The sequence below is a fragment of the Curtobacterium sp. ME-Dv--P-122a genome, from assembly GCF_030209645.1.
GTDB classification, from domain to species: Bacteria; Actinomycetota; Actinomycetes; order Actinomycetales; family Microbacteriaceae; genus Curtobacterium; species Curtobacterium flaccumfaciens.
In genome coordinates, this window is record NZ_JARVRO010000002.1 from 199,386 (window position 1) to 222,493 (window position 23,108).

Here is a 23,108-nt window from a genome sequence, read left to right on the forward strand (position 1 = left end):
CGGACGACGATGAAGCCCCTCGACCCCCGACTCCTGCGGTTGTCCCGGACGGCGCGCGGCTTCATCGTCGCCGCCGCCGGCACCGGTGTCCTCCGCACGCTCGCGACCATCGCGATCGCGTGGGGGATCGCTGCGGCCGTCACCCTCGGGGTCGACGCCGTCGGCGACGGCAGGGTGCCGACGGCGTTCGGGCAGGCGCTCGCGCTGCTCGGCGGGGCGTTCGTCCTGCGTGCGGTGGCCGCGTGGGCGACCGACGACCTGGCGGCACGCGCAGCGGCGAAGGTGAAGAGCGAGATGCGCACGACGGTGCTCGCCCGCGCCGCCGAGCGCGGTCCGTCGTGGCTCGCCGGCCGGTCGAGCGCCGGCTTCGCCACCACGCTCGGCCCCGGGCTCGACGCACTCGACGCCTACTTCGGCCGGTACCTGCCGCAGCTCGCGCTCACCGCGATCGCGACGCCGATGCTCCTGGTCGCGATCGGCCTGGGCGACCTGACGAGCGGGCTGATCATCCTGTTCGCCCTGCCGGTGATCCCGGTCTTCATGATCCTGATCGGCCTGGCCACGCAGTCGCTGCAGCGGAAGCAGTCGGACGCCCTCGCGAAGCTGGGTGGCGCCTTCACCGAGGCCGTCGAGGGGCTCGCCACGCTCAAGGTCTTCGGTCGTGCGCGCCGCCAGGTCGGTCGCATCGGGGCGGTCACCGACGAGTACCGCCGGGGCACGATCGGCGTCCTCCGGCTGTCGTTCGTGAGCGGCTTCGCGCTCGAGCTCGCGGCGAGCCTGTCCGTCGCACTGGTCGCCGTCTCGATCGGCATCCGCCTGGTGGACGGCTCGCTCGGCCTCGGCGCCGCGATGTTCGTGCTCGTGCTGGCACCGGAGGCGTTCGCCCCCATCCGCCAGGTCGGCGCCGACTTCCACGCCGCCCAGGACGGCGTCGAGGCCTCGGCCGCGGTGCTCGACGTGCTGGCCGACGACGAGACCGCGTCGCCGTCCGCGACCGGCAGCAGCGGCGGCAGCGGGACCCACACGGACCCCGCAGCACCCGCACCCGCCCTGGACGTCCGCGGGCTCACCGTCCGCCGACCCGACGTCGTGATCGGGCCGTTCGACCTGCACGCCGAGCCCGGCACCGTCGTCGTGCTGGCCGGCCCGAGCGGTTCCGGCAAGTCGAGCATCATCGCCGCACTCCGCGGCGTCCTGCTGCACGACGGCGTCGTCACCGTGCCCGGCCCGGCCGGTGCCTCCGTCGCCGAGCGCACCACCTGGGCCGACCAACGGCCGCGTCTCGTCCGCGGGACGATCGCCGAGAACGTCGCGCTCAGCGCGACCCCCGCCGACGCCGACGTGCGCACCGCCCTGGGCGACGCGGGGCTGGGACTCGACCCGGGCCTCCCGGTCGGCGCCGGTGGCAGCGGACTGTCCGGCGGCCAGGCACAGCGCGTCGCCGTCGCCCGCGCGCTGTACCGCGCGCGCCGCGCCGGCACGCCCCTCGTGCTGCTCGACGAGCCGACGTCCGCGCTGGACGTCGAGGCCGAGGCGCGGGTCATCGCGTCCGCCCGTGCCCTGGCGGACGACGGCGCCGTCGTCGTGGTCGCCAGCCACCGGCCGGCGGTCGTCGCAGCGGCGGACGTCCGCGTGGACGTCCGCGCCGGCGGGTCCGTGACGGTCCGCAGGGGGGTGCGCGCATGAGCCGGGAGGCCCGTGGCGGCTCCGTCCTGCGGCTCGCGATGCCGCACGGGTCGGGTTGGGCGAAGGCGGTCGCCGCCGGGTCGCTCAGCGCGGTCTGCGCCGTCGCGCTCCTCGCCGCGAGCGGCTACCTGATCACCCGTGCCGCCGAGCACCCGCCGATCCTGTACCTGACGCTCGTGATGGTCGGCGTGCGTGCGTTCGCGCTGGGGCGTGCCGTGCTCCGGTACGTCGACCGGCTCGCCGGACACGACGCCTCGTTCCGGCAACTGGCCGTGGTGCGGACGGAGATGTACCGGCGGCTGGCGTCGATCGCTCCTGCCGGACTCGGCCGGACCGGACGAGGCGACCTCATGACGCGCCTGGTGACCGACACCGACCGGCTGCAGGACCTGCCGATCCGCGTCGTCGGTCCGCTCGTCTCCGCCGGGGTCGTCGCGGTGCTGTCGGTCGTCGCCGTGGCGCTCGTGTCGGTGCCGGCGGCGCTCGTGCTCGTCCTCGCGCTGGCGGTCGCGGCCCTGGTCGGCACGATCGTCACCCGGTCGATCGCCGAGCGCTCGGACCGCGAGACCGCCGCCGACCGGGGTCGCGTCGCGGACCTCGTGCTCGACACCGTCCGGACGCTCGACGTCTTCGCCGCGTACGGCACCCTCGACGAGCGGCTCGCGCACATCGCCCGGCTCGATGCGCGCGTCACCCGGGCCGTTCGACGCCGCGGCACGGTCGAGTCGCTCGTCGGTGCGCTCGTCGGCCTGGTCGGAGGCAGTGCGGTGATCGGGATCCTCGCCGTCGGTGCCCCCGCCGTGGTGTCCGGTGCGCTCGACGGTCCGCTCTGGGCACTGGCGGTCTTCGTGCCCCTGGCGCTCTTCGAGGTCGTCGGGACCGTCCCGCTCGCCGTCCTGACGCTCCGCCGGGTGCGTGCTGCGGCCGAACGGGTCGAGCAGGTCGTGCCCACCGAGGTGCCCATCGGCATCGTCCCCGAGCCCGACGAGGACGCCGACCCGGTGTCGCTCGTGGTCGAGGGGCCGGTCACGCTCGCGGTGCAGGACCTGACCGTCCGCTGGCCCGGTGCTGCCGAGCCCGCGGTTGACGGGGTCTCGTTCACGCTCGCACCCGGTGAGGTCGTCGTGCTCCAGGGGTCGAGCGGTGCCGGCAAGTCGACCCTGGTCGACGCGCTCGTCCGGTTCGTGGAGCACGAGGGCTCCTACACGCTCGACGGCGTCGAGGCGAAGGCGATGCACCCCGACGCGGTGCGGGCCCGGGTCGGCCTGATCGAACAGGACCCGTTCGTGTTCGACCAGTCGGTGCGGCAGAACCTGCTCTTCGCCCGCGAGACCGCGACCGACGACGAACTGCTCGCCGTGCTCGACCGGGTCGGCCTCGGGGACTGGGTCGTCCGGCGGGGCGGACTCGACGCCTCGGTCGGGGAACGCGGCGTCCTCGTGTCCGGCGGCCAGGCCCACCGGCTCGCGCTCGCCCGCGCACTGCTGCACGCGTTCCCGGTGCTGGTGCTCGACGAACCGACCGCCGACGTCGACCCGGACCTCGGGGACACCGTGCTGCGCGACCTCGTCACCACGGCCCGCGCAGCGGGTCGGACGGTCGTCATCGTGTCGCACGTCCCGGTGGCGCCGGACCTGGTCGACCGCACCCTGCGGATGCGGGACGGACGCCTGCTCGCCGGGTGAGCCGACAGGCGGACGCGGAACGGGCCTCCCGGCTTGTATCGTTGACGACCGTGACCACCGAGCAGCACGCCGAGGACCCGAACGCCTACGACTTCCGTCGTATCCAGGAGAAGTGGCAGCCCCGCTGGGAAGAGCTCGGGCTCTTCACCACCGACCTCGACGACACCCGTCCGCGCAAGTACATCCTCGAGATGTTCCCGTACCCGTCCGGCGACCTGCACATGGGGCACGCCGAGAACTGGGCGCTCGGGGACTTCGTCGCGCGCTACTGGCGTCAGCAGGGCTTCAACGTGCTGCACCCGATCGGCTGGGACTCGTTCGGGCTGCCCGCCGAGAACGCGGCGATCAAGCGCGGGGTGGACCCGAAGGACTGGACCTACGCGAACATCGAGCAGCAGAAGGCGTCCTTCAAACGCTACGCGCCGTCGTTCGACTGGACCACCGAGATCCACACCTCGGACCCCGAGTACTACAAGTGGAACCAGTGGCTGTTCCTGAAGATGTACGAGAAGGGCCTGGCGTACCGCAAGGACAGCTGGGTCAACTGGGACCCGGTGGACCAGACCGTGCTCGCGAACGAGCAGGTCCTGCCCGACGGCACCTCGGACCGCTCCGGCGCCGTCGTCGTGAAGAAGAAGCTCACGCAGTGGTACTTCAAGATCACCGAGTACGCCGACCGTCTGCTCGACGACCTGAACCAGCTCGAGGGGCGGTGGCCGGCGAAGGTCATCGCGCAGCAGCGCAACTGGATCGGCCGCTCGGTCGGCGCCGACGTCGACTTCGTGATCGAGGGCCGCGACGAGCCCGTCACGGTGTTCACCACGCGTCCGGACACGATCCACGGGGCGACGTTCCTGGTCGTCGCGCCGGACTCCGACCTGGCGGCTGAGCTGGTCGCCGACCCGTCGGTGCCGGCCTCCGTCCGTGACGACTTCGACGCCTACCTGACGGCGACGCAGAAGACGTCCGAGATCGACCGGCAGAACGCCGACCGCCCGAAGACCGGCGTGCCGCTCGGCCGGTCCGCGATCCACCCGCTCACGGGGGAGCGCCTGCCCATCTGGGCTGCCGACTACGTGCTCGCCGACTACGGCCACGGCGCCGTGATGGCCGTGCCCGCGCACGATCAGCGCGACCTCGACTTCGCGCGGGCGTTCGACCTGCCCGTCAAGGTGGTCGTCGACACGAACGCCGCCGTCACCGGGGCGATCCCGGTCATCCCCGAGGGCGCGACGCTCGACGACTTCGACGTGCCGACCCTCGACCCGGTCGCCACCGGCGAAGCACTGACCGGTCAGGGCCGGATGATCAACTCCGGGCCGCTCGACGGCATGTCGAAGCAGCACGCCATCACCGCCGCCATCGCGCTGCTCGAGGAGCGCGGCACCGGCCGTGCCGCCAAGACCTACCGCCTGCGCGACTGGCTCATCTCGCGCCAGCGCTTCTGGGGCACCCCGATCCCGATCATCCACGGCGCCGACGGCACCGAGCACCCGGTGCCCGAGGACCAGCTGCCGATCGTGCTGCCCGACACCGAGGGGCTCGACCTCAAGCCGAAGGGCACGTCCCCGCTCGGTGGCGCGACCGACTGGGTGAACGTCCCGAACCCCGTCGACGGCACGCCCGCGCTCCGCGACACCGACACGATGGACACCTTCGTCGACTCGTCGTGGTACTTCCTGCGGTTCCTGTCGGCGAACGACGACACCCAGGCGTTCGACCCGGCAGCCGCACGCCGCTGGGCTCCGGTCGACCAGTACATCGGCGGCATCGAGCACGCGATCCTGCACCTGCTCTACGCCCGCTTCGTCACGAAGGTCCTGTTCGACCTCGGGTACCTCGACTTCACCGAGCCGTTCTCGGCACTGCTCAACCAGGGCATGGTGCTCTCCGGTGGCTCGAAGATGTCGAAGTCGAAGGGCGGCGTCTCGCTCGGTGACGAGCTCGATGCGAACGGCGTCGACGCCATCCGCCTGGTGATGGGCTTCGCCGGCCCGCCCGAGGACGACATCAACTGGGAGGACGTCTCCCCGTCCGCCTCGGCTCGCTTCCTGGCGCGGGCGTACCGCCTGGCGCTCGACGTCACGTCCGCACGCGACGTCGTGTGGGCAGACGGCGACCGGGCTCTCCGCCAGGTCACGCACCGGTTCCTCGCCGACGCCCCCGGGATGATGGAGTCGTTCAAGTTCAACGTCGTGATCGCGCGACTGATGGACCTGGTCAACGTCACCCGCAAGGCGATCGACAGCGGCCCCGGTGCCGGTGACCCCGCCGTGCGCGAGGCCGTCGAGACCATCGCGCTCGGGCTGAGCGTCTTCGCGCCGTACACCGGCGAGGAGATGTGGGAGAAGCTGGGCTACGAGGCCACCGTCGCCACGTACGGCTGGCGGAAGGCCGACCCGACGCTGCTCGTGCAGGAGACCCTGACGGCCGTCGTGCAGGTCAACGGCAAGGTGCGTGACTCGTTCGAGGTGTCGAAGTCGATCGAGGCGGACGAGCTCGAGCAGCTCGCACGGTCGTCGGCGAACGTGCAGCGGTACATCGGTGACCGCGAGATCGTGAAGGTGATCGTCCGGGCGCCGAAGCTCGTGAACATCGCCATCAAGGGGTAGCGACCGTCGCTGGCGTCGTCCCTCACAGCAGGGGCGTTCGCGGCACCCGTCCACGGGTGTGACCTCCGGAGCCCGGCCGATCGGCCGGGCTCCGTAGCGTTCGGGGCATGTCGTCCCCGTCGTCTCCCGGACCCTGGTGGTCCCGTCTCGCGCTGTCACCGCGGGCCGCCGTGGTGCTGGCGGCGGTCGTGGTGGTGGTCGCCGTCGTCGTGGTGCTCGTCGGGGCGCTGGTGTCGGGTGGTGGCGGTCCCGGGGGTGCGGGCGGGGTCGTCGTGCGTGGGGCGCCGACGGCCGGTGCCGCGTCGGACGGCCCGTCGCCGTCGGCCCCTGCTGGTGCTGGTGCTGGTGCTGGTGCTGGTGCTGGTGCCAGCGTCGGGGCTTCGTCTGCTCCGGGTGTCGGCGCGGGTACGGGGCGCGTCGTGGTGCACGTGCTCGGGGCGGTGCGGCGGAGCGGTGTGGTCGAGTTGCCGGCATCGAGCCGGGTCGGTGACGCGCTCGAACGTGCCGGCGGGGCCACGGACGACGCCGACCTCGACCGCCTGAACCTGGCCCGGGTGCTGACGGACGGCGAGCGGTTGTACGTGCCGCGGGTCGGGCAACGGGAGGTACCGGAGGCGCTCGGACCGGTGGCAGACGGTGCTGCCGCCGGGCCGACTGCCGGGGCCGGGGGCGGCGGTGGCACTGCGGGTACCGGGGTCGAGGGGTCGGCCGTCGTCGACCTGAACACCGCCGATCAGACCGCGCTCGAGACCCTGCCCGGCATAGGACCGGGGCTGGCCGGGCGGATCATCGCCTGGCGGGACGAGCACGGCCGGTTCACTGCGGTCGAGGACCTGCTCGACGTCAGCGGCATCGGCGACGTGCGCTTCGCCGAGCTCCGCGATCGCGTGCGGGTCTGAGGGGCGACGGTGCAGCTCGCGCCCAGTGCGATCGACCTGCGGGTCGCGGTGCCCGTCGCCGCCGCCTGGATCGCGACCGCCCTGCTCATCGGCGTGCCCGACGTGGCACCCGTGGTTGCTGGCGCTGCGGCGCTCCTGACCGGCGTCAGCGGCATCGTGCTCCGGTGGCGTCGGGGCACCGGGGTCGTACCGGCCGTCGCCGGGCTGCTGCTCGTCGCGGGGGCCCTGACGACGCTGCTCGCGGTGTCGGTCACCGTGGGGGAGTCCCGGCGGGCTCCGGAGCCGCTCCGTACGCTCGTCGCCGGTCCGGGGTCGGGGCACGTGGACGTCGAGGCGGTGCTGACCCGCGACCTCGTGCCGGGCGACCGCTCCGTCACCGCGACGCTCGTGCGCGCCGACGAGCTCGACGGGCTCCGCGTGCCGATCCGACTCGTCCCCGACCAGCACAGCGGTGCACCGGGTGCCGTGCTGGCAGCCGGTGCCCGGGTCACTGTGACCGCCGCCGTGCAGCCGGACGAACCCGGATCGGCGACCGCGTTCGTGGCGTTCCTCCGTGGCACGCCGTCGTCGGTGCCTCCCGACGGACTGCTCGGCGCCACCGACACGGCGCGACAGGCCTTCGTCCGGGCCACTGCCGACCTGCCGCAGCCCGGAGCGGCACTGCTGCGCGGACTCGCGATCGGGGACCGCTCCGGCCTCGACCCGGCGACCGAGGCAGCGATGGAGACCTCGGCGCTGACACACCTGACGGCGGTGTCCGGGGCGAACTGCGCGGTGGTGGTCGGCCTCGTCGTGGTCCTCGGCCGCGCCTGTGGTCTGCCGAGAGGCCCCCGGGCCGCAGCGGCCGTCGGCGTGCTCCTGGTGTTCGTCGTGCTCGTGCGGCCCGACCCCTCGATCGTCCGGGCGACGGTGATGGCGATCGTGGTGCTCGTCGTGCACCTGGCCGGGCGACCGGTGCGGGGCGTCCCGCTCATCGCCCTCGCCGCGGTCGGCATGCTCGTCGTCGACCCCTGGTTCGCCCGGTCGTTCGCGTTCGCCCTGTCCGTGCTCGCCACGAGCGGGATCGTGGTGCTCGGCCCGCCGCTCACCGAGCTCCTGGCTCGTCGTGCGTGGCCGCCGGTCGCCGCTGCACTCGCGATCCCCGTCGCGGCGCAGGTGGCGTGCTGGCCGGTGACGATCCCGCTGTCGGCGGCGCTCCCGACCTACGCGGTGCCGGCGAACCTGCTGGCGGAGCCGTTCGCGCCGGTCGTCACGGTCGTCGGACTCGCCGCGTGTGGCCTCGCTCCGGTGTGGCCGGTGGGTGCGCAGGGGCTCGCGGCCGTCGCGTGGGTCCCGGCCGCCGCCGTCGGGGGCATCGCACACGGGGCAGCCGCCCTGCCGTACGCCTCAGCACCCTGGCCTGCCGGGGTGCTCGGTGTGGCCGCCGCCGTGCTGGTGTGCGGCTGCATCGCGGTCGCCGTGCTGGTCCGGGGGCAGCTCGGCTCCCGGCTGCTGCTCGCCGCGGGGGTCGTGGTCGTGGTCGGTGTCGCCGCGGTCACCGTCCCGGTGCTCGTCGTCCGTGGATCGGTGCCGGGGGACTGGTCGATCGCCGCGTGCGACGTCGGGCAGGGGGACGCCGTGCTGCTCCGCGGCGACGACGCCGTCGCGCTCGTGGACACCGGCGACGACGAGGAACGGCTCCGGGCGTGCCTGGACCTGCTCGGGGTCTCCCGGATCGACCTGCTCGTCCTGACGCACTTCGACCGCGACCACGTCGGTGCGGTGGGCGCGGTGGCCGGCACCGTCGAGACCGCCCTGGTCGGACCCGTCGGCCGTGCGTCGGACGAACGGGTGGTCGACGACCTTCGACGTGCCGGTGTCGACGTTCGGACGGCCGACGACCGGGTCTCCGGCACCCTCGGGCCGCTCGCCTGGCGTGTGGTGTGGCCGCTGGTCGGCGACCGTGCCGCCGGCAACGACGCGAGCATCGTGCTGGCCACGGGGCCGGCCGACGGAGACTCCTGTCCGGCGTGCCTGACCGGGGTCTTCCTCGGCGACCTGGGGGAGTCGTCGCAGCGTCGGCTCCGGAACGCCGGGGAGCTGCCGGTCGGGCCGATCGACGTCGTGAAGGTGGCGCACCACGGCTCGGCGGACCAGGACCCGCAGCTCTACCGGGAGCTCACCGCGCGGGTCGGGCTCGTCGGGGTCGGCGCGGACAACAGCTACGGACACCCGACGGCATCGGCCCTCGGCATGCTCGAGGCCGCGGGGACGCTGCCGCTCCGCACCGACGAGCTCGGCGCCGTGGTGCTCGCCCGGTCCGGCAGCGACGAGGTGCGGGTGTGGACGGAGCGCTCGTCGTCGGCGGCCGCCCGTAGGATCGACGGTGCACCACTCGACCCGGCACCGTCCGGGCCGGCACCACCGGAAGGACCACATGGCCGCCAAGAAGCCCGCGCGCGCCGCAGCGAAGATCGACCAGGTCCCCTGGTCGGGGATCCGTCCGGCGCCCGTCGTGCTCATCACCGGGCCCGAAGCGTTCCTCGCCGACCGCGCCCGCAGTGTGCTGAAGGACCTGCTGCAGGGCGAGGACCCCGCGCTCGAGGTGCACGACCTCGAAGCCGACCAGTACGCCCCCGGGCTCCTCGCCACCCTCGCCAGCCCGTCGCTGTTCGGCGAGCCACGACTCGTGCAGGTCACGAACGTCGAGAAGTGCACCGACGCCTTCATCACCGAGACGATCTCGTACCTGCAGGCCCCCGCCGACGACGTCACCCTGGTGCTCCGGCACGGGGGTGGTGTCCGCGGCAAGAAGCTCCTCGACACGATCCGCAGCGGTGTCGGCGGCGGGGTCGAGGTGCTGTGCGACGAACTGAAGCGCGAGACCGACCGCATCGACTTCGTGAACGCCGAGTTCCGCGCCGCACGACGCCGGATCGCGCCCTCCGCCGTCCGCACCCTGGTGACCGCGTTCGCCGACGACCTCGCCGAACTCGCCGCCGCGTGCCGACAGCTCCTGGCGGACGAGGCTGAGGAGATCACCGACAAGGTCGTCGACAAGTACTACGGCGGTCGCGTCGAGACGAACGCGTTCAAGGTCGCCGACATCGCCCTCGCGGGCCGGTCGGCACCGGCGATCGTCGAGCTGCGGCACGCCCTGGCCACCGGCGAGGCACCCGTGCCGATCGTCGCCGCGTTCGCGAGCAAGATCCGCACGATGGCGAAGGTCAGCGCCTTCCGGGGCCCGAGCGGGCAGGCAGCCTCGGCGCTCGGCATGGCGCCGTGGCAGGTGCAGCGCGCGCAGCGCGACGTCGCCGGCTGGAGCGAGTCCGGGCTGGCCAACGCGATCATCAGCATCGCCGAGGCGGACACCGCGGTGAAAGGTGGCTCGCGCGACGCGCACTACGCGCTCGAGGTCATGGTCCGCACCATCGCCCGACGCGGCGAGCCCCGCTGAGGCGAGTCGGGCCTCCCGGCCGTCCCTCGCGCCGGTCGGCCGGCGCTTCGTGAGCAGAAACGGTCGGGTCTGCCATCGCGACCCGACCGTTCCTGCTCACGAAACGCACCCAGCGAACCCAACGCACCCCACGCACCCCACGCACAAAGCCCCACGCACGACGAAGGCCCCGCACCAACGGTGCGGGGCCTTCGGACCAGAAGGGTCAGGACGTCAGAGCGACGAGACCTTCTTCGCGATGGCCGACTTGCGGTTCGCGGCCTGGTTCTTGTGGATGACACCCTTGCTCACGGCCTTGTCGAGCTTCTTCGACGCGAGGGCCAGGGCGGCAACGGCCTTGTCCTTGTCACCGGCGGCGACGGCGTCGTTGGCACGACGGATGTGCGTCTTGAGCTCCGACTTGTACGCCTTGTTGCGCTCGGTGGCCTTGAGGTTGGTCTTGATGCGCTTGATCTGCGACTTGATGTTCGCCATGAATTGCTCCTGCTCGTCTCGTACGGGTGGGCGCGACCGCAGGGTAGAGGGGCCCTTGGTCGCATCGCGTTCCACCCGTGGGCGGGGAACGCGGAAGCCAGCCACCAACACTACCAGGCAAGCGGGCTGCCACCAAAGCACGAAACACCGCCGGATCGGCGGAAGCCCGCGGCCGACCGCGCCGAAACCCCACGGCAACACGCACCGGATACCGTGACGGACATGCCCTCCCTTGCACCGCGCATCGACACCGTGCCCGCCTCCGGCATCCGGAGGGTCTTCGAGCAGGCAGCCCTGCTGCAGTCGAGCGGCACGGACGTCACGATGCTCGTGATCGGCGAGCCGGACGTCCCGGTGGCGCCGCACATCGGCGAGGCGGCCCGTCGTGCCTGGACCGAGGACCGCACCGGCTACACCCCGAACGGCGGGATCGCGCCCCTCCGCGAGGCCGTCCGCGACAAGCTCCGCCGTGAGAACCGGATCGAGGCCGACCTCGAGCAGATCTGGATGACGATCGGTGCGACGCAGGCACTGTTCCAGGCGATGACGCTGACGCTGAGCCCGGGCGACGAGGTGCTCGTGCCGGACCCCGGCTACACGACCTTCACGATGAACGCCCACATCATCGGGGCGACCCCGGTGCCGTACCGGCTGGAGCCGCAGCACGGGTTCGAGCCAGACCTGCAGGCCCTCGAGGCGAGCGTCACCGAACGGACCCGGGTGCTGATCGTCAACTCGCCGTCGAACCCCCTCGGCTCGGTCTTCGGCGAGGAGACCCTGCGCGCGCTGCTGGCCTTCGCGAAGCGGCACGACCTGTGGGTCATCAGCGACGAGGTCTACGAGTACTTCACCTACGGCACCCGGCACGTCAGCCTGGCCGCGCTCGACGAGGACGACCGCGTGTTCTCGGCGTTCTCGCTCAGCAAGACGTACGCGATGACCGGCGTCCGCGTCGGCTACCTCGTCACGCCGAAGGGACTCGGCGCGACGATGCGGACCACGCAGGAAGCCATGATCAGCTGCGTCGCCGAACCCGACCAGTACGCGGCCCTCGCGGCGATCGTGGGGGACCACTCCGCGGTGCGCGACGCCCGGGAGCACTACCGCGCGAACCTCGAGGTCGCGAAGGAGACGCTCGACGCCGCCGGCATCCGCTACCTCGACCCGCGCGGGGCGTTCTACCTGTGGATCGACATGTCGCACGCGTCCGACGGGGACATCGCGGAGTGGGCGCTCGGGTTCCTGCAGCGCGAGCGGGTCGCCGTCGCGCCTGGCAGCGCCTTCGGACGCACCGGCGAAGGGTGGATCCGCGTCTGCCTCGCAGCGACCGCGGACGACCTCCGGCGTGGCCTCGGCGCGCTGCCGGCTCCGGCGCACGCGACCGTCTGACCGGCGGCCGACGCCCGCCTCGTCGACCGGACCACGGCCCTGGAGGCACGGCCCACGTCCGCCGCGCACGTGGCGGACGCGCGCCGTGCCTCCAGGGCGGGTGAAGCGTGGGAGACTGTTGCGACCGTCCGACCCACCTGAGGAACCGTGAGCCCACAAGCATCCGCTCCGCTGGAGCCCGCAGCGACCCCGGCCGACGCGATCCGCAACTTCTGCATCATCGCGCACATCGACCACGGCAAGTCGACGCTGGCCGACCGCATGCTGTCGATCACCGGCATCGTCGAGGACCGCGCGATGCGTGCGCAGTACCTCGACCGCATGGACATCGAGCGCGAGCGCGGTATCACGATCAAGTCGCAGGCCGTGCGCATGCCGTGGGAACTCGACGGTGAGACCTTCGCGCTGAACATGATCGACACCCCCGGGCACGTCGACTTCTCGTACGAGGTCTCCCGCTCCCTGGCCGCCTGCGAGGGCGCGATCCTGCTCGTCGACGCCGCCCAGGGCATCGAGGCGCAGACGCTCGCGAACCTGTACCTGGCGCTCGAGAACGACCTCGAGATCATCCCGGTCCTCAACAAGATCGACCTGCCGGCGGCCGAACCGGACAAGTACGCCGCCGAGCTCGCGCAGCTCATCGGCGGCAAGCCCGAGGACGTCCTCCGGGTGTCCGGCAAGACCGGCGTCGGGGTGCCCGAGCTCCTCGACCTGGTCGTCCGTCGCGTGCCGGCCCCCGTCGGCGACGCCGAGGCAGCACCTCGCGCGATGATCTTCGACTCGGTCTACGACAGCTACCGCGGCGTCGTCACCTACGTCCGCATGATCGACGGCACCATCTCGCCCCGCGAGAAGGTCCAGATGATGTCGACCAAGTCGACGCACGAGATCCTGGAGATCGGGGTCTCGAGCCCGGAGCCGAAGCCCACGAAGGGGCTGTCCGTCGGCGAGGTCGGCTACCTGATCACCGGTGTGAAGGACGTCCGTCAGTCCAAGGTCGGCGACACCGTCACGAGCGCGCAGAAGCCCGCGACCCAGGCGCTGCCCGGCTACACGGACCCGAAGCCGATGGTGTTCTCGGGCCTGTACCCGATCGACGGCAGCGACTACCCCGTGCTCCGCGAAGCGCTCGACAAGCTCAAGCTCTCCGATGCCGCACTGGTCTACGAGCCGGAGACCTCGGTCGCGCTCGGCTTCGGGTTCCGCTGCGGGTTCCTCGGACTGCTGCACCTCGAGATCATCACCGAGCGGCTGTCCCGCGAGTTCGGCCTCGACCTCATCACCACGGCCCCGAGCGTGATCTACGAGGTCACGACCGAGGACAACGCGGTGACCGAGGTCACGAACCCCTCGGAGTTCCCGACCGGGCGCATCGTCGAGGTCCGCGAGCCGATGGTCCGCGCCGCGATCCTGGCACCGAAGGACTACGTCGGCGCGATCATGGAGCTCTGCCAGCAGCGCCGCGGCTCCCTGCTCGGCATGGAGTACCTCGGCGAGGACCGCGTCGAGATCCGCTACGAGATGCCCCTCGGCGAGATCGTCTTCGACTTCTTCGACCAGCTGAAGAGCAAGACCCAGGGCTACGCGTCGCTCGACTACGAGCCCACCGGCGACCAGGCCGCCGACCTCGTCAAGGTCGACATCCTGCTGCAGGGAGACCAGGTCGACGCCTTCAGCGCGATCGTGCACCGCGACAAGGCGTACGCCTACGGCACGCTCATGACGGAGCGGCTGCGCAAGCTCATCCCACGCCAGCAGTTCGAAGTGCCGATCCAGGCCGCCATCGGGGCGCGCATCATCGCCCGCGAGAGCATCCGCGCGATGCGCAAGGACGTCCTCGCCAAGTGCTACGGCGGTGACATCACCCGCAAGCGCAAGCTCCTCGAGAAGCAGAAGGAGGGCAAGAAGCGCATGAAGACCATCGGTCGGGTCGAGGTCCCGCAGGAGGCCTTCATCGCGGCGCTCTCCGGTGACGTCGAAGAGAAGAAGAAGTAGCGCCGGGCGCGCGGCGCGTTTCGCGCTGAGCGACAGCTCACCCACTGCGACCGCCGTGATCTGTCGGTGAGCGCGAAAGCTCGGCCCGGGTCAGCCGGCCCGGCGGGCGCGAGCCCGCAGGGCGGCCAGGCAGAGGGCCGGGAGGCTCGCTGCGGCCAGTCCCGCCAGTGCGGTCCGCAGGATGGCCCAGTGGGCAGCCGCGTCGAAGTCGGTCTGTTCGCCGGAGGCCACCCCGGCGACCACGGCGCCGACCACCATCGCGAGCGTCACGACCGCGATGACCAGCGCCAGGCGGCGGCCGCGATCACGCCGCACCGCCGACACCAGTGCGGCGCCGAACAGCAGCACCCCGGCGCCGGCGCAGCTCGCCCCGACGGCGGCGATGACGTTCGCGGTGTCGAAGCCGTTCCACGACTCGGGGGCGATCGCAGCGGTGGCGTACCGGGCGGGCGACGCCGCAGCCGAGGTCGTCACGTCCACCAGCACCCGGGCGGACGCCGCCACGCCGAACGCGACGAGCGTGAGCGCGGCGAGGACGGCGGTCCGGCGGTCGACGGACCGCGGGTGGGCGGGGGTGGGGCGGGGCACCTGCTGACGATAGCCGCGTGGCGGACGGTTGTCGGGCCTCCAGTTCGGGGTGCACCGAGGGTGGCCCGATCCGCCGGAGGTGAGCGCGGATCGGTTCGATCCGGGGTGGCCCGCCCAAGTACCATGGCAGCATGAGCATCCGCGGGAGCTACCGGACCGCCCTGACGTACGGCGCGGTGGGGGCGACTCAAGCGTCGGACCTCATGACCTACCCACCGGACGGCTTCACGCCGGCCGAGTCGCGCGCGCGGATCGGACACGGTGACCAGCGGTTCGAGACCGCCGTGGTGCAGGCGCTCACGTGGCAGATCCAGGAGCGCAGCGGTGTCCGCGTGCGCGTCGAGGAGCAGCCCGACGACGACGAGGTCCGGTACAACCCGGTGACCTTCGACGACGACGGTGTGCCGATCGCGCCGGCGTCCATCGGGACGCCCCGGGTCGAGAAGTTCGCCCCCGACGGCACCCCGCTGCTGACGGCGGGCACGAGCGCGACGCTGACGATCCACGCGTTCGGGCGGACCGTGCTGGCACCGGTGCGCGTCGTGTCGATCATCGACGAGCACGACCGCAAGGGGTTCGCCTACGGCACGCTCGAGGGGCACCCGCTCTCCGGCGAGGAGTCGTTCGTCGTCGAGCGCACCCCGGACGGCTCGGTGTGGCTGCAGGTCCGGCAGTTCTCGCAGCCGGCGAGCCGGAAGTGGCGCTTCGTGGCGCCGTTCGTGCGGCGGCAGCAGAAGGTCATGGCGGAGAAGTACCTGGCGGCGCTGCGGGGCGACTAGGCGTCTGGTCGCTCGGTCGCGGTCGCGGTCGCGGTCGCGGTCGCTCGCGGTCTCGCGACCCCGCCCGCTCCCGCTCCTCAGCGGAGCGGCGGGAGTGCGGCGATCGCGTCCTCGATGAGGGCGGCGTCCTGCTGGCAGTCGCGTGCGACGGTCACGGCGTTCGTGTGCCGCAGCGCATCGACGTCGTAGACACCCGTCGCCACGGCCAGGAACGGGATGCCCGCGGCGTCCGCGGCCTCCCCGTCGCGCGGGGTGTCGCCGACGATGACCGCCCGGGTGCCGACCAGTTCCGCGGCGGCGCGCAGGGTGACCCCGGCCCGCTCGACCTCGGTGTCCCCGAAGTACGAGTGCTCCCAGTCGAAGACGTCGGCGTCGAACCCAGCGCCGGTGAGCTTCACCCGGGCGCGGTACTCGGAGTTGCCGGTGAGCAGGCCGTTGCGCCAGCCGAGCTCGGCGAACCGGGTCAGGAGTGCCTTCGCCCCGGGGACGGGGCTGCGGTGGTCGCCGGAGGCGTGCCGTTCGGCGGTCAGGTCGTGCAGGTGCCGGCTGACGGAGGGGATCAGGGTGTCCTCGAACGCGTGGGCGCGCACGTGCTCGGCGATGAGCCCGGCGTCGGTCCGGCCGTGCTGGTGGCCGACCCGCAGGGTGAGGTCGCGGCCCACCGCCCGCTCGAGGGCGAGGTGGTAGAGGTTGCCCGGGGACGACGCGTTCATCACGAGGGTGCCGTCGATGTCCCACAGGACCGTGGTGGGGACGGGATGGTGCTCCATGGCTCCCATCATGACGGACAATGGACTCCATGCCGAGTGCTCTCCCGATCGCCGATCCAGCACCCGCGGACGGCCTGATCACCCCGTGGGCGGCAGCGGGCTCCGCTGCCGGGCCGGGGGACGCTCCCGCCGCCGGTGACGTCCCCTTCGGCGTGTACGTGCACGTGCCGTTCTGCCGCGTGCGCTGCGGCTACTGCGACTTCAACACCTACACGGCGTCGGAGCTCCGCGGCGTCCGCCGTGACGACTACGCCGGCCACGCCGTGCGCGAGATCGAGTGGGCCGCGACCGTGCTCGACCGTTCCGGTGTGCCGCGGCGGCCGGTGTCGACCGTCTTCTTCGGCGGCGGTACCCCGACCATGCTGCCGGCGTCCGACCTGGCGATGATCCTCCGTGCGATCGACGACACCTGGGGCATCCTGCCCGGGGCCGAGGTCACCACCGAGGCGAACCCCGACTCCGTCGACGCGGCGTCGCTCGAGACCCTGCGGGCCGGTGGCTTCAACCGGATCAGCTACGGCATGCAGTCCGCCGTGCCGCACGTGCTCGCCACGCTCGACCGGACGCACGACCCGCTGCGGGTCCCCGTCGTCGTCGACCTCGCGAAGCAGCAGGGACTCGACGTCTCGCTCGACCTCATCTACTCGACGCCGGGGGAGTCCCTCGCCGACTGGCGGACCTCGCTCGACGCCGCGATCGCCTGCGAGCCCGACCACGTGTCGGCGTACTCGCTCATCGTCGAGGACGGCACCGCGATGGGCCGCATGGTCGCCCGCGGCGAGCTCCCCGCCCCCGACGACGACCTGGCCGCCGACATGTACGAGCTCGCCGACCAGGTGCTCGGCGACGCGGGCTACTCCTGGTACGAGGTGTCGAACTGGGCTCGCGGTGACGCGCACGCGAGCCGCCACAACCTCTCCTACTGGAAGGGCCACGACTGGTGGGGCGTCGGACCCGGCGCGCACTCCGCCGTCGCCGGCACGCGCTGGTGGAACGTCAAGCACCCGGCCGCCTACGCGAACCGGGTGCTGTCGGGGGAGTCGCCGGCCGCCGGCCGCGAGACCATCGACGACGAGACGCGGTACGTCGAGCGCCTGCTGCTGGCGGCGCGGGTCCGCGGGGAGCTCGCGACGAGCGAGATCCGCCAGGAGGCCCGTGGCCGGGTCGCCGGGCTCATCGCGCGCGGACTCGTGGACGGGTCGGCCGCGGTGCGGGGACGGATCGACCTGACCCTGCAGGGTCGCCTGCTCGCCGACGCGGTGGTGCGGGAACTGCTCGACTGAGGGGCGTGCGCACTGCTTGCTGCGCGCTGCTTCCCGGTGCCGCTACTGCTTGATGAACTCGATCGAGAGCGGGTAGCGGTAGAACTGGCCCTGGTTCGCGGCGACCGCCGCCATGATGCTGAAGATCAGCGAAACGATCGCAGCGGCGAGCACGATCAGGACCCCGATGCCGAACACCGACGTGAGCGAACCGACCACGTAGGCGATGCCCATCGTGATGTGGAAGTTCAGCGCGACGCGGGTGTGCTCCCGGACGAAGCCGCCGCGGTCGCGGAGGACCAGGTAGGCGACCAACGGTGCGATGAAGTTGAAGAAGATGCCGCCGATGTGCGTCAGCGTGGCCCACAGGCGCTGGTCCTCCGGGCTCATCGGCTGCGGCGGAACGTAGCCGGCCGGGTACTGCGGTCCGCCCGGGTACTGCGGTCCGCCGGGCTGCTGGGGCCCACCGGGGCCGTGGCCGTACGGGCCGCCGGGCTGGTCGGGTCCGGGGCCGTCGGGCTGCTGTCCGTAGGTCATGGCGGAAGCGTACCGGCCGACCGCCCGGAAGTCCCGGGCCGTCAGCGGTCGGGCGTAGGATCAGCAGTCGACACGTCCGAGTGCCAGGTCGATCGGGAAAGGAGGCGCTCGTGGTCAGTGAACGCAGCCTCGAGGTCCTCAAGGCCATCGTGCGCGACTACGTGGCGTCGCGTGAACCCGTCGGGTCGAAGACCATCGTCGAACGGCACGCCTTCGGGGTCAGCGCCGCGACGATCCGCAACGACATGGCCCTGCTCGAGGACGAGCAGTTGATCGCCGCACCGCACACCTCGTCCGGCCGGGTGCCGACCGACAAGGGGTACCGCGTCTTCGTGGACCACCTGGCGGGTGCCCGTCCGCTCTCCAGCGCGCAGCGGCACGCCATCGAGACCTTCCTCGGCGCCCCGAACGACCTCGACGAGGTCCTCGGGCGCACCGTCCGGCTGCTCAGCCAGCTCACCAACCAGGTCGCCCTGGTGCAGTACCCCTCGATGGTGCGCGCCCGGGTGCAGCACGTCGAGCTCGTCCGGCTCGGTGACGCCCGGCTGATGGTGGTGCTCATCACCGACACCGCCCGAGTCGAACAGCGCGTGGTCGAGACCGACGTCCCGCTCGACGAGGACTCGCTGGGCGAACTCCGCACCGTGGTGAACGGCGCGACCGTGGGGCTCCTGCTGCAGGACGTCCCGACCGCGCTCCGAGCCGTGCCGCAGCAGCTCCGCCCCGACGCCCAGACGCTCGGCGGGGTCGTCGTCGCCACGCTCATCGAGCAGGTCGCGGCGAACCGGCAGGACCGCCTGCTGATGGCCGGTGCGGCGAACCTGGCGAAGAGCGAGCAGGACTTCTCCGGCGGCCTCTTCCCGGTGCTCGAAGCGATCGAGGAACAAGTCACCCTGCTCCGGCTGTTCGGGGAGATGCAGGTGGACGACATCGCGGTGGCGGCCAGCATCGGCGTCGAGAACGCCGAGTACGGACTCGACGCCACGAGCATCGTCGCCGGCGGCTACCTGGCCGGTGGCGAGGTGGCCCGACTGGGCGTCCTCGGACCGACCCGCATGGACTACGGCACGAACATGGCGGCCGTCCGCGCCGTCGCCCGCTACCTGTCCAAGCTCCTGGGCGAACACTGACCAACCGACCGAACCCAACCGACTGAGGGATACGTGGCAGACCACTACGACGTCCTCGGCGTCCAGCGAGACGCCTCCGATGCCGACATCAAGAAGGCCTACCGCCGCCTGGCGCGTGAGCTCCACCCGGACGTGAACCCGGCACCCGACGCTGCCGAGCGCTTCAAGGACGTGACGCACGCGTACGACGTGCTGAGCGACCCCGAGCAGCGACGCCGGTACGACGCCGGCCCGCAGGCCGACAGCCCCTTCGGCGGTGGCGCCGGTGGCTTCAGCGACATCTTCGACGCCTTCTTCGGCGGCGGCGGTGGCGGCGGCCGTGGGTCGGGCCCGCGCAGCCGTGCCGAGCGTGGCCAGGACGCCCTGCTCCGCATCGAGGTCGACCTCGACGAGGTCGTCTTCGGTACCCACAAGGACGTCGAGGTCGACACGGCGGTGCTGTGCGAGACCTGTCACGGCTCCTGCTGCGCACCGGGCACCAGCCCGCGCACGTGCGACATCTGCGGCGGCTCCGGGCACATCCAGCGCCAGGTCCGTTCGCTCCTGGGCAACGTGGTGACGAGCGCCCCGTGCGGCACGTGCCGCGGGTACGGCACCGTCATCCCGAGCCCCTGCCCGACCTGCCAGGGTCAGGGCCGCGTCCGCGCACGTCGCACCGTGCCGGTGGACGTCCCCGCCGGCGTCGACTCCGGCCTGCGCCTGCAGATGCCCGGCCAGGGTGAGGTCGGCCCGGCCGGCGGCCCGTCCGGCGACCTGTACCTCGAGATCCGTGTGCGCCACGACGACGTCTTCAGCCGTGACGGCGACGATCTGCTGGCGACGCTCGAGGTCGGCATGACCGACGCCGTCCTCGGCACGACCACCACGATCGACGGCCTCGACGGTCCGGTCGAGCTGGAGATCCGGCCAGGCGTGCAGAGTGCCGACGTCCTCGTCATCAAGGACCGCGGCATCACGAAGCTGCGCGGGAACGGCCGCGGTGACCTGCGGGTCGGCGTGCAGGTCGTCACCCCGACCAAGCTCTCCCACAAGGAACGGCAGCTGGTCGAGCAGCTCGCGAAGTCGCACAAGACCACCGCCCCGCAGCTCGCCCGGTTCCAGCAGGGCATGTTCGGCAAGCTCCGCGACCGGTTCTTCAACCACTGATGGCGTCGCTGTACCTCGTCGACTCGTTGGACGGCGTCGCCGTCGGTGACCCGGTGTCGCTCGACGGCGCCGAGGGCCGGCACGCGGTCTCCGTCGCGCGCGTCCGGGTCGGCGAGGTCCTGCGGATCGCCGACGGTCGGGGCACCGTGGTGTCCGGGCCGGTCACCACGCTCGGCAAGGACACGCTGGAGCTCGCGGTCGAGACCGTCGAGCACCAGGACGCACCGCGCCCGTCGCTGACCCTCGTGCAGGCCCTGGCGAAGGGCGGCCGTGACGAGATGGCGGTGCAGGCGGCGACCGAGATCGGCGTCGACCGGGTCGTGCCGTGGTCGGCCGCGCGCAGCGTCTCCCGGTGGGACGGCGCGAAGGTCGAGAAGGGCCGTGCCCGGTGGGCAGCGATCGCGCACGAGGCCGCGAAGCAGGCGATCCGTCCGCGCGTGCCCGTCGTCGCGCCGCTGGTGACGACCGGACAGCTCGTGTCCGCGCTCGGGGAGGGGACCGCCGTCGTCCTGCTCGACCCGACCGCGACCGTGCGACTCGCCACCTGGGAACCCCCGACGGACGCCGAGGACATCGCACTCGTCGTCGGTCCCGAAGGCGGCATCGACGGCGCGGAGCTCGACCGGCTCGTGGCCGCTGGTGCCGTGCGGGTGCGACTCGGTGACAGCGTGCTCCGCACGTCCACGGCCGGACCGGCGGCACTCGCTGTCCTGCAGGCGCGACTGGGTCGCTGGTGAGCCGGACCACGCCGTCGGGCGCGTCCTACGATGGAGCCATGAGCAGCAGCACGCCCAGCGTCTTCTCCAAGATCATCGCGCGCGAGATCCCGGCGACCATCGTCGCCGAGGACGACCGCGTGATCGCGATCGAGGACATCGCCCCGAAGGCTCCCGTCCACGTGCTCGTCGTCCCCAAGACCGAGCAGTACGCGAACGTCGGCGAACTCGCAGCGGGCGACCCCGACCTGCTGGCCCACGTCGTCGCCACCGCGCAGCGCATCGCCGACGAGCGCGCCGACGGCCAGTTCCGACTCGTCTTCAACACCGGCGAAGCCGCCGGTCAGACCGTGTTCCACGTGCACGCGCACGTACTCGCAGGTGAACTGCAGGAAGGCACCCTTGCCGGTTAACGAACCAGTACAGCCCACCGCCGCCGACGACGAGCCCGTCTCGGTCTCGCTCCAGGTCGACGGCATCGCCATGGTGCAGCTGCTCGGTCCCCAGGACCGTCTGCTCAAGACGGTCGAGCGCCAGTACCCGGGCGTCCGGGTCGTCGTCCGTGGCAACGAGGTCACGCTGACCGGGCCCGAGCGCGACGTCGCACGCGCGAAGGCGCTCGTCGACGAGCTCGTCGGCATGGTCAGGCGTGGGCAGGAGATCGGCCCGGCCGACATCCCGATGTCCGCACGGATCCTCGACGACGACCGCAAGCCCTCCGACACCTTCGGCACCCCGATCGTGTCGAGCCGCGGCAAGTCCGTGCGCCCGAAGACCGACGGGCAGCGTGCCTACGTCGACGCCATCGACGAGCACACCATCACGTTCGGCATCGGTCCGGCCGGTACCGGCAAGACCTACCTGGCGATGGCCAAGGCCGTGCAGGCGCTGCAGCGGCGCGAGGTCAACCGGATCATCCTCACCCGTCCCGCGGTCGAGGCCGGCGAGCGGCTCGGCTTCCTGCCGGGCACGCTGACCGACAAGATCGACCCGTACCTGCGCCCGCTGTACGACGCCCTGAACGAGATGATGGACCCGGAGCTGGTCCCGAAGCTCCTGGCGGCCGGCACCGTCGAGGTGGCCCCGCTGGCGTACATGCGCGGCCGGACGCTCAACGACTCCTTCGTGGTGCTCGACGAGGCGCAGAACACCACGCCCGAGCAGATGAAGATGTTCCTGACCCGCCTCGGGTTCGGTTCGAAGATGGTCATCACGGGCGACATCACCCAGGTCGACCTGCCGGGCAACGTCTCCGGTCTCCGGCTCGTGACCCGCATCCTCGACGAGGTCGAGGACATCCACTTCGCCCGTCTCGGCAGCGAGGACGTGGTCCGCCACACCCTCGTCGGCCGGATCGTCGACGCCTACACGGTCTACGACGAGGAGCGCCTCGCCGAGCAGGCCGGGCAGCGCCCCGGTGGCCGTGGCACCGCCCCGGTCGGCAACCCCGACGGCGCCAACCGCGCCGAACGCCGTGGGCGCCCGCCGCAGGACCGCGCACGACCCCCGTACCCCCAGAACGACGCCCGAGGAGGCACCCGGTGAGCATCGAGCTCAACAACGAGTCCGGCGTCGAGGTGGACGAGGCCGCGATCCAGCGGCTCGCCGCCTTCGCCCTGGACGCGATGCACGTCCACGCCGATGCCGAGCTCGCGATCGTGCTGGTCGACGAGGGCGCGATGGAGCAGCTGCACGTGCGGTGGATGGACGAACCCGGCCCGACGGACGTCCTGAGCTTCCCGATGGACGAGCTGCGTCCCGGCACCGAGGACGACCCCACGCCGGCCGGGCTGCTGGGCGACATCGTGCTCTGCCCGCAGGTGGCCGAGGAGCAGGCGAAGACCGCCGGGCACTCGAGCACCGACGAGATGCTGCTGCTCACGTGCCACGGCATCCTGCACCTGCTCGGCTTCGACCACGCCGAGCCCGACGAGAAGGCCGAGATGTTCGGCATCCAGGGCGAGATCCTGACCGCCTTCGCCGCCCAGCACCGAGGGCGGTAGC

Annotated in this window: 19 protein-coding genes and 1 pseudogene; 16 read left to right on the plus strand and 4 right to left on the minus strand. The window is 72.1% G+C overall.

Translation table 11 applies throughout. The features are described from left to right. The first annotated feature begins 9 nt into the window (after positions 1–9). The 6 genes and pseudogenes from cydD (at position 10) to holA (ending at position 10,318) form a co-directional block, all read left to right on the plus strand. Positions 10–1,686 carry a thiol reductant ABC exporter subunit CydD gene (gene cydD / locus QRN49_RS02015; protein WP_284753757.1) on the plus strand — a complete coding sequence of 559 codons (1,677 nt, stop codon included), beginning with the start codon at positions 10–12 and terminating at the stop codon, positions 1,684–1,686. After that, entirely contained in the window at positions 1,683–3,371 is a 1,689-nt protein-coding gene (gene cydC, locus QRN49_RS02020) for a thiol reductant ABC exporter subunit CydC (RefSeq protein WP_284753760.1), read from the plus strand. Before cydD ends, cydC begins: the two co-directional genes overlap by 4 nt. 50 nt (positions 3,372–3,421) lie before the next feature. After that, on the plus strand, positions 3,422–5,983 hold the full coding sequence (leuS, locus tag QRN49_RS02025) for a leucine--tRNA ligase (RefSeq protein WP_259570303.1): 2,562 nt from the start codon (positions 3,422–3,424) through the stop codon (positions 5,981–5,983). A gap of 107 nt (positions 5,984–6,090) precedes the next feature. Then, positions 6,091–6,882, plus strand: a complete 792-nt coding sequence (locus QRN49_RS02030; protein ID WP_284753763.1) for a ComEA family DNA-binding protein — start codon at positions 6,091–6,093, stop codon at positions 6,880–6,882. Positions 6,883–7,452: 570 nt separating this feature from the next. Further along, positions 7,453–8,673 (plus strand): annotated as a pseudogene (locus QRN49_RS02035) (ComEC/Rec2 family competence protein); the annotation flags it as partial. Between the two features lie 625 nt (positions 8,674–9,298). Continuing rightward, entirely contained in the window at positions 9,299–10,318 is a 1,020-nt protein-coding gene (gene holA / locus QRN49_RS02040) for a DNA polymerase III subunit delta (RefSeq protein ID WP_214542523.1), read from the plus strand. A gap of 213 nt (positions 10,319–10,531) precedes the next feature. On the opposite strand, the gene rpsT is transcribed toward holA, so the two are convergent. Continuing rightward, the gene (gene rpsT / locus QRN49_RS02045; protein WP_017886662.1) at positions 10,532–10,792 is read right to left on the minus strand and encodes a 30S ribosomal protein S20; all 261 of its coding nucleotides are present in this window, start codon (positions 10,790–10,792) and stop codon (positions 10,532–10,534) included. A gap of 222 nt (positions 10,793–11,014) precedes the next feature. Between rpsT and QRN49_RS02050 the strand changes: the two genes are divergently transcribed. Next, the gene (locus QRN49_RS02050; protein WP_027465302.1) at positions 11,015–12,181 is read left to right on the plus strand and encodes a pyridoxal phosphate-dependent aminotransferase; all 1,167 of its coding nucleotides are present in this window, start codon (positions 11,015–11,017) and stop codon (positions 12,179–12,181) included. A gap of 147 nt (positions 12,182–12,328) precedes the next feature. Then, positions 12,329–14,176 (plus strand): translation elongation factor 4, encoded by a 1,848-nt coding sequence (lepA, locus tag QRN49_RS02055; protein WP_017886664.1) that lies wholly within the window; start codon positions 12,329–12,331, stop codon positions 14,174–14,176. A gap of 90 nt (positions 14,177–14,266) precedes the next feature. On the opposite strand, the gene QRN49_RS02060 is transcribed toward lepA, so the two are convergent. Continuing rightward, complete coding sequence (locus QRN49_RS02060; RefSeq protein ID WP_284753773.1) at positions 14,267–14,764, minus strand: hypothetical protein; 498 nt, start codon at positions 14,762–14,764, stop codon at positions 14,267–14,269. A gap of 131 nt (positions 14,765–14,895) precedes the next feature. Here QRN49_RS02060 and QRN49_RS02065 point away from each other — a divergent pair, with 131 nt between their 5' ends. Next, entirely contained in the window at positions 14,896–15,543 is a 648-nt protein-coding gene (locus QRN49_RS02065) for a DUF1990 domain-containing protein (RefSeq protein ID WP_284753775.1), read from the plus strand. Between the two features lie 77 nt (positions 15,544–15,620). Here QRN49_RS02065 and QRN49_RS02070 read toward each other — a convergent pair whose 3' ends face one another. Beyond that, positions 15,621–16,313, minus strand: coding sequence for an HAD family hydrolase (locus QRN49_RS02070; RefSeq protein ID WP_181436827.1), 693 nt, complete (start codon positions 16,311–16,313; stop codon positions 15,621–15,623). A 29-nt stretch (positions 16,314–16,342) separates the two neighbouring features. Between QRN49_RS02070 and hemW the strand changes: the two genes are divergently transcribed. Next, the gene (gene hemW, locus QRN49_RS02075) at positions 16,343–17,596 is read left to right on the plus strand and encodes a radical SAM family heme chaperone HemW (RefSeq protein ID WP_111023165.1); all 1,254 of its coding nucleotides are present in this window, start codon (positions 16,343–16,345) and stop codon (positions 17,594–17,596) included. A 42-nt stretch (positions 17,597–17,638) separates the two neighbouring features. On the opposite strand, the gene QRN49_RS02080 is transcribed toward hemW, so the two are convergent. Then, entirely contained in the window at positions 17,639–18,112 is a 474-nt protein-coding gene (locus tag QRN49_RS02080) for a DUF4870 domain-containing protein (RefSeq protein ID WP_307804735.1), read from the minus strand. A 110-nt stretch (positions 18,113–18,222) separates the two neighbouring features. Here QRN49_RS02080 and hrcA point away from each other — a divergent pair, with 110 nt between their 5' ends. From hrcA to ybeY, 6 genes are read left to right on the plus strand one after another with little or no spacing between them, the layout of a single operon-like run. Continuing rightward, entirely contained in the window at positions 18,223–19,242 is a 1,020-nt protein-coding gene (gene hrcA, locus QRN49_RS02085; protein WP_027465308.1) for a heat-inducible transcriptional repressor HrcA, read from the plus strand. Between the two features lie 33 nt (positions 19,243–19,275). Further along, the gene (gene dnaJ / locus QRN49_RS02090; RefSeq protein WP_017886671.1) at positions 19,276–20,388 is read left to right on the plus strand and encodes a molecular chaperone DnaJ; all 1,113 of its coding nucleotides are present in this window, start codon (positions 19,276–19,278) and stop codon (positions 20,386–20,388) included. Beyond that, positions 20,388–21,125, plus strand: a complete 738-nt coding sequence (locus QRN49_RS02095; RefSeq protein ID WP_284753782.1) for a 16S rRNA (uracil(1498)-N(3))-methyltransferase — start codon at positions 20,388–20,390, stop codon at positions 21,123–21,125. The genes dnaJ and QRN49_RS02095 overlap by 1 nt, the downstream gene beginning before the upstream one ends. 38 nt (positions 21,126–21,163) lie before the next feature. After that, on the plus strand, positions 21,164–21,517 hold the full coding sequence (locus QRN49_RS02100) for a histidine triad nucleotide-binding protein (protein ID WP_027465310.1): 354 nt from the start codon (positions 21,164–21,166) through the stop codon (positions 21,515–21,517). Beyond that, positions 21,507–22,649, plus strand: coding sequence for a PhoH family protein (locus QRN49_RS02105; RefSeq protein WP_111047133.1), 1,143 nt, complete (start codon positions 21,507–21,509; stop codon positions 22,647–22,649). Before QRN49_RS02100 ends, QRN49_RS02105 begins: the two co-directional genes overlap by 11 nt. Beyond that, positions 22,646–23,107: an rRNA maturation RNase YbeY gene (ybeY, locus tag QRN49_RS02110; RefSeq protein ID WP_017886675.1), complete on the plus strand. Its 462-nt coding sequence runs from the start codon at positions 22,646–22,648 to the stop codon at positions 23,105–23,107. Before QRN49_RS02105 ends, ybeY begins: the two co-directional genes overlap by 4 nt. The last annotated feature ends 1 nt before the right edge of the window (position 23,108 follow it).